Consider the following 12,740-nt stretch of genomic DNA (forward strand, 5'->3'; position numbering starts at 1 on the left):
GTGCGCGGTTAGTGTTCTGTATCGCACCTGTTCCGCTTCTTTCGGTCGGTGCCTCTTCGGAGCGCGCGAATCTGGCACTGTGTGAAGGGCTGGAATTGTCTCTTTGCACACAAAGTGCGGCTGATGGAGTTTGCCAATGCTTACGGCAAAGCAACATGAACTGATCCGTTTCATTCAGCAGAGGCTGGAGGAGACTGGAATTTCGCCGAGTTTTGAAGAAATGAAAGAAGCGCTCGATCTGAAGAGCAAATCGGGTGTGCACCGTTTGATCTCTGCTCTGGAAGAGCGTGGCTTTATCCGGCGCTTGCCCAACCGGGCGCGAGCTTTGGAAGTGATCAAGAATCCGGAAGATTCCACTCCCATTCCACGTGCCGCGCCCACTGTGGCGGCCAATGATGCGGTCACTCAGATTACCACTGCGACCAAGGCCGCGCCGGAACCTGCAAATGACGTGATCGAAATTCCTCTGCACGGACGGATTGCCGCTGGCGCTCCAATTGAAGCGTTGGAAGGGCAAAGCTCTCTACCTGTACCCGCTGCTTTGCTTGGTCCTGGGGAGCATTATGCGCTTGAAGTGTCCGGCGATTCGATGATCGAAGCTGGCATCTTTGATGGAGATTTCGCTCTGGTGCGTCGGACGAATACCGCGCGCGATGGAGAGATAGTTGTCGCGCTTGTGCGGGGCGAAGAAGCGACGCTCAAATATCTCCACAAGGATGGCGGACTTGTGCGCCTCGATCCCGCCAATGCAACCCATGATCCGCAGGTCTATGGGCCCGGAGAGGTCGAGGTTCAGGGCAAGCTCGCTGGTTTGCTTCGCCGCTATCATTAAGTTCGGTGTTCCGGGCGGGTTACTGGTCTCTAACTAGTCTTGCCCGGCGCGCCACCATCCGTGTTCGCCCTGCCCTTCACTAACGCTAGTGATGTGCTGGTCTGCCAAATTCAACGCAAGTCCGCCGGTCTGATCAAGCAAGCGGCGATCGGCCTTAAGCCAGCGGGGAGAACAGGAGCGAGGTAGAAAGCGGTCGGCAACGACGATATCGGCTCGCTCGCAAGCGGCAGCAAGCGCACGCTCTTCGATCATGTCACGATTACGCGCGAGGAGGAGAGACCATTCCCGCCCTCCCCGGTCGAGAACAATGGTGCAGAACTCAAGGGAACAGCGCGCGCCCTGCCAATCGGCGAGCGGAATGGGTTCAGAGGTAACGCTGGACAACTCGAGGAGGTTATCGCGTGAGTATGACGACCGGCTATCGCGCAATGAAAGGAGACTTCGACTGCCGTCCTCCGCCTCAACTGTGATCCCAACGTGCCGTCCCTCTCTACCGATAAGAACATCTGGGATCGGTGTTGAGAAAAGCAGCACGGCTGCAAGTGTAGCCGGGACAAATCCCCAAAGCCGCCCCTTGCCGGTCCACAAGGTCAGCCAAAGCCCTCCAACGGCAAAGAGTGCAATCGTCAGGCCGCTCATCTGCGGCATGAGCTTAACCGCTCCCGGTTGAGCCGACGTGAAGTGCGCAATACCAAGCAGAAGCTCGAGAGACCTCTCGGCCAGCCACCAAAACGGAGAGCCAAGACCAATGAGGTCAAACACTAATCCAAGCGCAATAAGCGGCATTGAGATGAACGTCACAAGCGGGATCGCGAGCACATTGGCCGCCGCACCATAGAGGCCCGCACGATGAAAGTGGAAAAGCACGATTGGCATCAACGCTATCTCAATGACCAAACCGGTGATGAACAACATCGCTGCACCACGCCCCATCCGAACCAAAGCACCCTCTTCACGCGGTGCCATAAAGGCTCTGACTGCCGCGCTGGAATGGAGTGCGACAATCGCGAGCACCGCGGAAAAGCTCATCTGGAAGCTTGGTCCAACCACGCTCTCTGGCCAGAGGAGAAGCACAAAGATCGCCGCCACCGCTACCATGCGCAATGAAAGGGCATCACGCCCGCTTGCAAGCGCAATCAGCACCAACATCGCAGCTGCACAAGCGCGCACCGTGGGAACTTGAGCCCCAGTCAAGAGCGTGTAGCCAATACCTGCCATCGCCCCGATGCCCGCCGCGATGATCGGCAAACGAACTCGCAGGGCCAGATATGGGAAGAGGGCAAAAAGCTTGATCGCCACAAGGTAGGCTCCTCCGATCACGGCGGTCACATGCAAACCACTGATGGCGAGAAGATGAGTTAACCCTGCATCACGCATGGCATCACGGTCGCCTGCGGTAATTGCGCCGCGGTCACCACTGGCAAATGCTGCCGCGATATGGCCAGCAGAGCCGCCAACTTTGGACCGAACATGTTCGGAGAGCGACCGTTGTACGCGCGCAATCACTCCGGCTTCCTCAGCCTTTTCCAGAACCTCCACACCGCCAATGACACTTCCCGTAGCCGCAAACCCCTTGAACCAAGCCGCTCGCGCGAAGTCATAAGCACCTGGTAGCATCGGGCTGGCCGGAGGCATTAGCCGCAGTCTCATACGCAGCACCGCCCCCTCGACCAAGGCACTGCCGCCCGAATCAGAGCGATATCGTGCGTCAGTCTCTGCAAGTGTCTCAAATGGGACATTCACCCGGATCTTACGACTTTGACCTGCCTCAGCATCTCGCACTGCCAAAGTCAGCCGAATGCGATCTTGCGCAGGCTGATCCTCGCGTGCCAGCACATAGCCTTGTACCCGCTCCACGGAAGGTCGCTCGATCGCGCTTGCACCTACGAGCTCAGAGCGAAGCCATATGACCGAAACCCCGCATGCAAACACAAGCGCGCAGGCGATCACAGCATTGCGCAAATGATCGCGATTGGAGTGGTCGCGCCAGACCGCCAGTGCGAAGATGGTAGTAATGACAGCAAACCCAATGGCACTCGCCCATTGCCAAGGCGATTTGAGATAGAACCATGTAAGAATGCCTCCTGCGAAGAGCACCGCGAGCCATGGGGCTCGGTCAAAGCCTGCTTCGGCCAGAAAGCGCTCAGCTCGATCGGCAATCGCGCTCCAAATGCTGGACAATCCAGCGCCCCTTTGCCAGAGGCCCTGTGAAGCCTTTCGAGGCGTGAGTGGGACCCTCCCCGAACCGGCCTTGCCGCCCGCGGGTTCGTCTCCGATTGGAATAATCGGCGCATCGGCCATCAGTTCGCTTCCCCCCTTTGGGCAGCATCTCTTCCATGCGTCAAATAGATAGGAAATGTAAGTCTATGGCGACCGAAACGCCGAATTCTTCTGCCAGCGCACCGGTTGTTACTAGGTTTGCGCCCTCGCCGACCGGATTTTTACATATTGGCGGCGCACGCACAGCCTTGTTTAACTGGCTTTTTGCCCGGCATTACGGGGGTAAGGCGCTTTTGCGGATCGAAGATACTGACAAGAAGCGCTCAACCCAAGAAGCCATTGATGCTATCCTTGACGGGCTCGATTGGCTTGGCCTCGATTACGATGGCGAGCCCGTTTTCCAGTCTCATCGCGCCGAACGCCATGCACAGGTCGCACATCAGCTTCTTGAGACCGGTCATGCGTATAAGTGCTTTGCCACTCCCGAGGAGCTTGAAGCTATGCGCGCGGAGCAGCGCGCAAACAAACAACCCATGCGATATGACGGACGTTGGCGCGATCGCGACCCGTCCGAGGCCCCTGAGGGCGCGCCGTTTGCCGTACGCCTGAAAACCCCCGTCGAAGGCGAAGCGACCATCGAAGACCACGTTCAAGGCGCCGTTTCGGTTAAGAACGAGGAGATTGACGATTATATAATCCTGCGCGCTGATGGCACACCGACATATATGCTCGCCGTGGTCGTCGACGACCACGATATGGGTGTGACCCATGTTATTCGCGGCGATGACCATCTCAATAACGCCTTCCGCCAACTGCCAATCTATCACGCCATGGACGTGATTGAAGGCGGTTGGGCAGTTCCTGAATATGCGCATGTCCCACTCATCCATGGTGCGGATGGGGCGAAATTGTCAAAACGTCACGGCGCATTGGGAGCTGAAACCTATCGCGATGAATATGGCATTCTGCCTGAGGCCCTGTTCAACTATCTCCTGCGCCTCGGTTGGGGGCACGGAGACCGCGAAGAAATTACGCAAGCAGAAGCAATTGAACTGTTTGAGCTTTCCGGCGTTGGCAAGAGCCCTTCCCGCTTTGACCTAAAGAAACTTGAAAACCTGAACGGCCACTACATACGCGAGAAAAACAATACGGATCTCGCTCCGTTGGTCGCAAAGCGAATTGGTGAGCATGCTGACATTTCGCTTTTGACCGAGGCGATGCCGGTTCTTAAAACCCGCGCCAAAAACTTGGATGAACTCGCCGAAGGGGCTGGCTTCCTATTCGCCAAGCGTCCGCTCAAAATGTCGGAAAAGGCAGCAAAATTGCTTGATGACGATGGCAGGGCTCGCCTTCGTTCGGTTTCTGACGCATTATCCTCTCAAAATAACTGGACAATCGAGGCTCTCGAAGCCAGTACGAAGGCACTTGCTGAGGAACTTGGATTGGGCCTTGGAAAGTTGGCGCAGCCGATGCGTGCTGCCCTCACCGGGACGACAACATCGCCCGGAATTTACGACGTACTGGTCCTTTTGGGACGGGATGAATCCTTGGCTCGTATCGACGCACAAGCTGCGTAAGACGGGCCGTCCACTGGACACGGAAATATTGATTAGGAGAAACATGGTGGCTGATAAGCAAGCAACTCTCAACCTTGGCGGCAACAGCATTGACCTCCCCGTGCTTGAGGGCAGCACCGGACCTGACGTCGTTGATATTCGGAAGCTCTATGGCGCAACCGGCGCCTTCACTTTTGATCCGGGATATAAGTCGACGGCCAGCTGCGAAAGCGCGCTTACTTATATCGATGGGCAGGAAGGCGTGCTCCTCCATCGCGGCTATCCTATCGGCCAATTGGCTGAGCACTCCAGCTTTATGGAAGTGAGCTATTTGCTCCTCAACGGCGAGTTGCCAAACGCTGATGAACTTAGCGACTTTGAGGGTACAATCACACGCCACACCATGCTGCATGAGCAGTTGATGACCTTCTATCGAGGTTTCCGCCGTGATGCCCACCCGATGGCAATCATGTGCGGCGTGGTCGGCGCCTTGTCAGCGTTTTACCACGACAGCACGGATATTGCTGACCCTGAGCACCGCAAGATATCTTCCCATCGCTTAATCGCAAAAATGCCAACCATTGCGGCGATGGCGTATAAGTACGCAGTCGGTCAGCCGTTCCTTTATCCGGACAATTCATTGTCTTACACCGGTAACTTCCTGCGGATGACCTTTGGGGTTCCCGCTGAGGAGTATGAGATCCATCCTGCGATTGAGAAGGCCATGGATCGCATTTTCATCCTCCATGCCGACCATGAGCAGAACGCTTCGACTTCGACGGTACGGCTCGCAGGATCCTCGGGCGCTAACCCGTTTGCCTGTATTGCTGCTGGTATTGCTTGCCTTTGGGGCCCCGCTCACGGTGGTGCGAACGAAGCAGCGCTCAACATGCTGCAGGAAATCGGGACACCAGACCGCATCCCACACTATATTGAGCGCGCGAAAGATAAAAACGATCCGTTCCGCCTTATGGGCTTTGGCCACCGCGTCTATAAGAATTACGACCCGCGTGCGACGGTTATGCAGAAGACTCTGCGTGAGGTGTTTGAGGCACTCGAAACGACTGACCCCGTGTTTGAAACCGCACTCAAGCTTGAAGAGCTTGCTCTCAATGACGACTACTTCAAAGAGAAGAAGCTCTTCCCCAATGTGGATTTCTACTCAGGTATCATTCTGAGCTCGGTGGGCTTCCCGACCACGATGTTTACCGCGCTCTTCGCGCTGGCCCGGACTGTAGGCTGGGTGGCGCAGTGGAACGAGATGATCTCTGACCCAGCTCAAGTCATTGGTCGCCCGCGTCAGCTTTACACAGGCCCAACTCAGCGTGACTACGTGCCGATTGGTCAGCGCTGAGACGAGACTGAGAGGTTCGAAAGGCGCGGTCTGCAGTTATGCAGCCCGCGTTTTGAGACCCTTACGTAGCCGTATGTAACGGCAAACTCAGCTTGAATTCGGCTCCGATCAGTTGATCACCAGAGCGCGATGGTAGCACCTCAAGGTTACCGCCCATGGCCAGCGCGAGCTTGCGCGAGATAAACAGGCCGAGCCCAGAGCCGGTATCATTCCCGCCATCACTATCGCGGCCAAGGCGCTCAAACTTGTCAAAGATCTTTGCCGCTTGATCTTGAGACACACCAGGCCCTTGATCACTAATAGTGACAGTTGCCCGGTCACCTGTTTCTTGGGAGACTTTGACATACACATCGCTGCCCGTCGGGGAATAGGCGATGGCGTTACCGATGAGATTGATAAGGATCTGCAAGACCCGTCGAAACTCTGCGTTGGCGAAAATCGGTTCGGCCAATTCTTCAATATTGACTGTGATGTCTCTCGACTGAGCGCGAACACCTAAAATCCCCGCCGACCGCGTAGCAACATCAACCAAATCAACTCGTTCCTTGGTTGTTGTAAACCCGGGTGCCTCGACCACTTCCAAATCCGCTAGATCGTCAAGCATACCCGACAAGTGATGACCTGCGGCGGCAATATTGGCGGCATATTCGCTGTATTCGTCACGCAACGGTCCAGCAAGGCGGGCGTGCACTGTCTCAGCATTGGCGATTATCCGAGCAATTGGCTGGCGCAGGACGGGTGTCAACGCGCTTCCGATCAACCGTGAATGCTCCGGAGCCGTGTCCTCAGCACCACCACCGTCCGCGGCATCCTCATCTAGCAACTGATCGGTGATAAGTAGCAGTTCAAACCCGCGTGGCGCTGAGCTCGCGGGGCCAACAGGCAACAATCGCACACGCCAAATCCGATCTGAGCCCGGCACACGGGCCCTTGCCCCGTCGAGCAAACGCCAGTGGAGCGGTTGCTCGTGAGTGATACCAGCAAGCTCGACATATTCGCTCCACGCTTTACCTGGAGCAAGCTCCACGGCCTTCACAAGCGCCTGTGCGTCAGCGCTCACAGACGTGATGAACTGGAGTTTCTGACGCGCATCAAGACGTGCGGTGATTTCCGCAGAGGCACGGTCCGAAGCGTCAAGCCATTCGATACCCTGGAGCGAGTTACCATTCGCTTGCCCAGCGCTCTGCCAGTTCTCTATCAGGATTGCGCAACCACCGAGCGCATCGGCGCCCCCTTCATCTCCCTCATCCACCGGGTGAATGCGCACAAAACCAGCAACCGTATCTTGCCCGTCAAAGGCGCTAAACTCACGTGCTATCCGCAGGCCAAGCTTACGGCACTGCTGAACCAGTTCGAGAAGTTCAGGCACGGCCAGAGCGCCTGGCAAGCTGCCACCGCATGCCTCCTGGAGCTCTGCGAGCGGCTCATCTGCGCGGATGAGCCGGTCGTGCTCATCGGTCAGGCCATGAGCCGCGACAATGGATTGCTGACGGTTCATGACAGTTCGCCCTCAGGCCCAGTCAAAGTGCGAAGCAATTCCTGCGAATGTGCTTGGGATATTGTCTCGAAGCCACTGGGCAAAGCGCGTGTCCCGCCGAGCAAGGCGAGTTGTCCCTCAATCGCATTGATATTAAGACCCGCGGCGATAAGAATAAGTACCAATCTGAAAGTCTGGCCCTCATGGCAGGCGAAGACCACGTGCTCCCGCTCTTGCCGAGTCAACGACGCAGTGGCGCTCGCGAAGAGCGCTAGACCAGCATGGCCGATATCGAGCGCTGCAATCGCCCCTCCCTGCATCGACGAAGCGAGGCGAGCGAACAGCCCGATCCTGCTTTGCGCCTCGTCGAAGTCGCGTTTGATTGTCTGGACCGCGCCCGCAACACCTTCAGGGTGCAAGGCAAGTTCAGTCGCCTCAAAATGCGTTAGAACCCGCCAAAGCAATTGAGACGGAAGCTCGCCGAGGGGCAGTTCCATTCGCTCTTGGCCTTGGCAAAAGCGTGATTGCGCCGCCAATGCCATCATTGCGACCTCAGCGATTTCGGGTCTCTCGGATGCTATCAATTCTTGCATCAGCGGGCTCAGAATGGGGTCAACGCCAACGCGCTGCTGCACTTGTTTAGTCAAAACCCCCTCTAGCACGACAGAATAAAGGTGATCTACCAAGCTCTCATCGCCTCGCAAATGATCGATAAGCTTGGATTGCGCTTGCGATTGAATCAGTGCGTTCTTTGCGTCCAACGGGAGGCTTGCAAGCAACTGATCGGCAATATGACGCAGCATTCCCCGTAAACGCGCGACAATCGCGTCGCTCACAAGGCTTGGCCCATCGCTATCAAGCAAGTGAGCAATGACGGGCGCGAGCGAGCGTAGCGCACGGTTGCCGCGCGCTATTTCATCCTGAAGGATTGCGTCCACTAAGGTGGACTGAGATCGATCAATCGCCATTTTGCCCATTTAGCACCCCCTACAGGGTCATGGTTAAGCCACCGTTAGCTTCGGCTTTTAGCGGATTGAGTCCGAGCGCGCATCATCAATTGCAGCAGCGCGCCGAGTGAAAACAAAATCATCACTTCTAACAAGACACCAAATACCGCCGAGATTGAGAAGACTCCAAGATGGAAGGGCAAATCGCCCCAAAAAGCGCGGAGCCTAAAGTTAGAATCCATCCCGGCAACCCATGCCAAACCCATCGTAAGCAAAGGAATTCCAAAATGAACCGGCCAATGGCTCGCCCCTGTCTGTGCCAGAATCAATACGGCTGTCGCAAGGCCCCCGGTGGCAGGCGTGAGCCAGCGCAGAATGGCTGGTATCTCGGTATGGACTGAGATTCTGCTGCGCAATGCGACGGATTGCGCTGAAAGACTGACCACAAAAGCACCGATTGCCGCCGTGCCTAGGCCCACAATGCCTTGACCAAGGCCTGCAATCACAGCCGCGACGACCATCACCACAAGCCCTAAACCTGCACTGATTTCGCTGCCTGACCTGAGCCGAAGCGGCGACCAGGTACTCACAATTTTCGTGGCGACAAATGCACTAGGACCGCTCCAACTGATTTGCGGGAGGCTCGACCTGATCGCTGCATCCTCGCGCCTTCCCAGCGCTTCGTTATCGCTTGCTAAGAGCCAATTATCATTCTCAAGAGCATTTGGGGCCACATCTGCACAGCCCACCCTGGCTTGCAGCCCCAGGCGCAAAAGAAGCGACATCGCCTCGCCCTCGCCCGGAAAATCCTCCAATGCGGCCGTGCAGGCACCGGGCAACAATGCGACGCCTGCCCAATGGCTGTCCTTATCGATGCGTTCAAAATCAGTTGGAAACGAATTGCTTAGACTGTGAGATGCCGAAATTGCAAAGATATGAGTTTCATCAGCCTCACAGCGTGCCCCCACCAATTCCCGCGCCACATCGCCAAGAACCAGCCCATCGAGTTGGACAAACACATAATCTTCGGGTCGCACGAGGCTCGCGATTTGCAAATGATTGCGGACAACATGAAAGGCGAGACCAGTGCCTTCAATACGGCGCTGCTGTGCGATGACTTCTCCGTGGCTGCTGTCGGAAAAGCAAATAATCCGTTCACAACCAATGTCCAAAGCAAGGTCAACCTGCCATGCTAGAACGCTGCGCCCAACCAATTCGGTTTCTGCGCGCAATTCACCAAGGTTTGTTCGTTTGAATGCAGAAATAAGAGCGATGCGCAAAGCCGAAGCTCCCAGAAAGGCGGACAGCTGACCTTGGCTACGCGCTATAAGCCTCGCGCTGCAAGCGTTTGGGGCCATCGCTTTCCACGATCTTGAGGCAGTTAGAGCTAAAAGCCGCCTCGATTGCCACCATTGAATCGCGCAATCACATCCTCAATCTCGCGGATTGCTGCGGGCTCCCCAGGGGCAGCCGCAAGAGCATTCTCAGCCGCATCGAGCAGCTCCTGCGCATGAAAACTTGCCGCTAGCCCCTTCAGGCGGAGCGCAGCCACATTCCAATTTCCGTCGCAACGCGAACGCCTTAGCAGATCGACAAGCTTCTCCGCACTTTCAAGAAAAGCGGCACGCAGCTCCCCGAGCAAAGCCGGATTGTCGCCAGCTGCCGCCGCTAATGTCGCATCAAGAGCACCACTTTCATAAGCCATAACTGCATCACATAGCCGGATTCGAGTTAATGTGGGGTTTATCATGCGCTCCCATGTGGTATCTTCCCAATATGGCAAGCGGGAAACACATTCGCGCGGTCGGCCAAGAGGCTCAGACCAAGGCGCAGTCCGATAGTGATGAAATGCTCGACACTGGTGGAGTGAGCGAAGGCGTCGATTTCAGCGACGTGATCGAACCCTCCGATGAACTTGAGCTCACAGAATATGACCTTGAAGAGGCAGAGATCACCCCTTCAAGGTACTACTGGCTCGCTCCAATTCTTGCGATTGTCGCCGTTGTCTTGTGGACTAGTGCCTATGGCTGGGCGATGCAGGATCAGCTGCTCGGTTCTGGCATAGCTCCAAGTACGGTTGTCCGGCTCTTAATCGACTGGTCGGTTCCGATCATATTGATCGGCGTTGCGTGGCTGCTTGCGATGCGGCATTCTCGCGTCGAGGCGCGTCGGTTTGCTGACAGCGCGGCCATGCTGTCCCAAGAAAGCCGTGAGCTTGAAACGCGACTGACCGTAGTCAACCGCGAACTCAGTTTGGCACGCGAGTTCCTGGGTGCGCAATCACGGGAGCTCGAATCAATGGGTAGGATCGCGAGCGAGCGCATGTCCACCCACGCCGACACACTCCAAGGCTTGATCAAAAGCAACGGCGCACAAGTTGATGCGATAGGCAGCGCAAGTGAAAGCGCCCTCGCAAACATGACCCGATTGCGCGACGATCTACCCGTTGTCGCAAATTCCGCCCGCGATGTATCCAATCAAGTCGGAGCTGCCGGACGCACTGCGCAAGAACAGCTAGACAAGCTGATCTCTGGCTTTGAAAGGCTCAATCAGTTTGGCAAGGCGAGCGAGAAGCAAGTCACATCTCTCGATGGCCGTGTTGGTGAGATTCTTGCGAAATTTCAGAGCAGCTTGGAACGGATTGAAGAAAGCGCTGGAATGCGCCTTGATGAAGTGGAGACGCGCACAGAAAGGTATCGCGGAGAAGTCGAGAATGCCGAGAGCGTCGCGTTAGAATCACTTAAGGAGCGGGTTGGCCTCCTCCAGTCGGAAGTAAAGGTTGCCAGCACACAGCTCCGCGAAGCCGAAGAAGAAGCGATGCAGCAATTGGCAGGCTCTAAGGATCGTTTCGCCGAAGCAATCGTCAAAACGATCAAAGACTTGGACGATGTGGAGGCCAAGACGACCAGCCTTGCGCAAACACGGGTCGACGAACTCAACACAAAATTCATTCACTTCACCGAGCAGCTGAATGCACGGGATCGTCAAATCAGTGAGCAAGTGGCGAGGGTCCAGGAAACCTTCTCAACTCACGAAGCGCAGGCAAGCGAAATCCTCGCTCAGCGGCTCGCCGATCTTGATGATGCTCTTGCTCAGAGACGCGAAGCTCAGAGCGCCGAAACTGAAAAGCTGACCGCCCAATCTGGTGAACTGTCAACGCAGATCGAACAACTGACGGAACTTATCACGGCCGCGGGCACGCAGGGTGTGGCTACACGCGAGACACTCACATCAAGTCTCGAGGCGTTAGATGCACAGCTAGAAGACAAGCGTGAGAAACTACGTCGGACCGAGACGGAACTGAGCGATCTGACCGAAGCGGGCGTACGCCTTTTGGAGATCATTCAATCAAGCGCGAGATTTACTCGAGAAGATCTTCCTGAAGCTATGGCAGGCGCTCTTGGCGCACTGAGCAACGTCGAAGAACGTGCACAAGAAGTCTCTACGCTCATGCTCTCAACAAATGAGAAAGCAGATGGTCTCAACAACTATCTGATCGAAGCACGAAATAAGGTAGACGAAAACGACGCGTCAATTGAAGCCTTGCAGACGAGAGTTACCGAGCAATCGGAAGAGGCGCTCTCAAAAGTACAAGGCCTGCAAAGCGGCCTCGCAAAACTTGCCCAGCAAAGCGAAGACCTGGCTGGAGAGAACCAAGATGTATTGCGCGCCAGTATCACCAAGCTTGAAGAGGCGACAAAAGATGTTTTCGAGACTCTCGAAAGCGGTGCCCGCGAGAAGGTCGATGATTTGGCCAACACTCTGTCTGAGCGCGCGGTCGCTGAGCTTGAACGTTCCTTGCGGAACAACTCGGCAGAGGCCGCCGGTAAATTGGAGCAAGCGGCTGCACATGCCTCTGGCGTGGGCAGAGAGGCAACTGTTCAACTCCGCGATCAGTTGGCCAGAGTAAATGAACTCACTGTCAATCTGGAACAACGCATTGCACGCGCCCGCGAACTCGCCGAAGAGCAGGTCAACAACGACTTTTCGCGGCGAATGGCTCTTATCACCGACAGTCTCAACTCAGCCGCAATCGATCTCACATCTGCACTTGCTCAAGAGGTTTCAGATACCTCTTGGGACGCGTATCTGAAAGGAGATCGAGGCATCTTCACTCGCAGGGCTGTGCGCTTAATCGACAACGGCGATGCAAAAGAGATTGCTGAGCTTTATCAGAATGACGACGAGTTCAACGCCAATGTAAGCCGCTACATCCACGACTTTGAGTCCATGCTGCGCTCGGTTCTGTCCACCCGTGACGGCAAGGCGCTTGGCGTCACCGTGCTGGGTTCTGATGTCGGCAAACTCTACGTGGTATTGGCGCAATCGATTGAGCGTCTCCGTCAGTAAGGAG

Annotated in this window: 9 protein-coding genes; 4 read left to right on the forward strand and 5 right to left on the reverse strand. The window is 56.0% G+C overall.

The window, feature by feature from the left end; all coding sequences use genetic code 11:
- Positions 1 to 136 precede the first annotated feature (136 nt).
- Positions 137 to 832 (forward strand): transcriptional repressor LexA, encoded by a 696-nt coding sequence (gene lexA, locus Q0778_RS02105; RefSeq protein ID WP_298305070.1) that lies wholly within the window; start codon positions 137 to 139, stop codon positions 830 to 832.
- Between the two features lie 33 nt (positions 833 to 865).
- Here the strand turns inward: lexA and Q0778_RS02110 are convergent, their stop codons facing one another.
- The gene (locus Q0778_RS02110; protein WP_298333644.1) at positions 866 to 3,013 is read right to left on the reverse strand and encodes a ComEC/Rec2 family competence protein; all 2,148 of its coding nucleotides are present in this window, start codon (positions 3,011 to 3,013) and stop codon (positions 866 to 868) included.
- 185 nt (positions 3,014 to 3,198) lie between these two features.
- Here Q0778_RS02110 and gltX point away from each other — a divergent pair, with 185 nt between their 5' ends.
- Both gltX and Q0778_RS02120 read left to right on the forward strand, forming a co-directional pair.
- Positions 3,199 to 4,629 (forward strand): glutamate--tRNA ligase, encoded by a 1,431-nt coding sequence (gene gltX, locus Q0778_RS02115; RefSeq protein WP_298333646.1) that lies wholly within the window; start codon positions 3,199 to 3,201, stop codon positions 4,627 to 4,629.
- Between the two features lie 46 nt (positions 4,630 to 4,675).
- Positions 4,676 to 5,962 (forward strand): citrate synthase, encoded by a 1,287-nt coding sequence (locus Q0778_RS02120; RefSeq protein WP_298333648.1) that lies wholly within the window; start codon positions 4,676 to 4,678, stop codon positions 5,960 to 5,962.
- 61 nt (positions 5,963 to 6,023) lie between these two features.
- On the opposite strand, the gene Q0778_RS02125 is transcribed toward Q0778_RS02120, so the two are convergent.
- The 4 genes from Q0778_RS02125 to Q0778_RS02140 form a co-directional block, all read right to left on the reverse strand.
- Positions 6,024 to 7,460: a HAMP domain-containing sensor histidine kinase gene (locus tag Q0778_RS02125; RefSeq protein WP_298333649.1), complete on the reverse strand. Its 1,437-nt coding sequence runs from the start codon at positions 7,458 to 7,460 to the stop codon at positions 6,024 to 6,026.
- Entirely contained in the window at positions 7,457 to 8,416 is a 960-nt protein-coding gene (locus tag Q0778_RS02130) for a hypothetical protein (protein ID WP_298333651.1), read from the reverse strand. The genes Q0778_RS02125 and Q0778_RS02130 overlap by 4 nt, the downstream gene beginning before the upstream one ends.
- A 35-nt stretch (positions 8,417 to 8,451) precedes the next feature.
- Positions 8,452 to 9,666, reverse strand: coding sequence for a hypothetical protein (locus Q0778_RS02135; RefSeq protein WP_298333652.1), 1,215 nt, complete (start codon positions 9,664 to 9,666; stop codon positions 8,452 to 8,454).
- A 107-nt stretch (positions 9,667 to 9,773) separates the two neighbouring features.
- Entirely contained in the window at positions 9,774 to 10,091 is a 318-nt protein-coding gene (locus Q0778_RS02140; protein ID WP_298305048.1) for an Hpt domain-containing protein, read from the reverse strand.
- A 53-nt stretch (positions 10,092 to 10,144) separates the two neighbouring features.
- Here Q0778_RS02140 and Q0778_RS02145 point away from each other — a divergent pair, with 53 nt between their 5' ends.
- Positions 10,145 to 12,736: an ATPase gene (locus Q0778_RS02145; RefSeq protein ID WP_298333655.1), complete on the forward strand. Its 2,592-nt coding sequence runs from the start codon at positions 10,145 to 10,147 to the stop codon at positions 12,734 to 12,736.
- Positions 12,737 to 12,740: the final 4 nt, after the last annotated feature.

The organism is uncultured Erythrobacter sp., assembly GCF_947502395.1.
Lineage (GTDB): Bacteria > Pseudomonadota > Alphaproteobacteria > Sphingomonadales > Sphingomonadaceae > Erythrobacter.

Excerpts from the sequence above, each read along its gene's own strand:
- Q0778_RS02125 (WP_298333649.1), bottom strand. The coding sequence starts at position 7,460 with ATGAACCGTCAGCAATCCATTGTCGCGGCTCATGGCCTGACCGATGAG.
- Q0778_RS02145 (WP_298333655.1), top strand. The coding sequence starts at position 10,145 with ATGTGGTATCTTCCCAATATGGCAAGCGGGAAACACATTCGCGCGGTC.
- lexA (WP_298305070.1), top strand. The coding sequence starts at position 137 with ATGCTTACGGCAAAGCAACATGAACTGATCCGTTTCATTCAGCAGAGG.
- Q0778_RS02130 (WP_298333651.1), bottom strand. The coding sequence starts at position 8,416 with ATGGGCAAAATGGCGATTGATCGATCTCAGTCCACCTTAGTGGACGCA.
- gltX (WP_298333646.1), top strand. The coding sequence starts at position 3,199 with ATGGCGACCGAAACGCCGAATTCTTCTGCCAGCGCACCGGTTGTTACT.
- Q0778_RS02140 (WP_298305048.1), bottom strand. The coding sequence starts at position 10,091 with ATGGCTTATGAAAGTGGTGCTCTTGATGCGACATTAGCGGCGGCAGCT.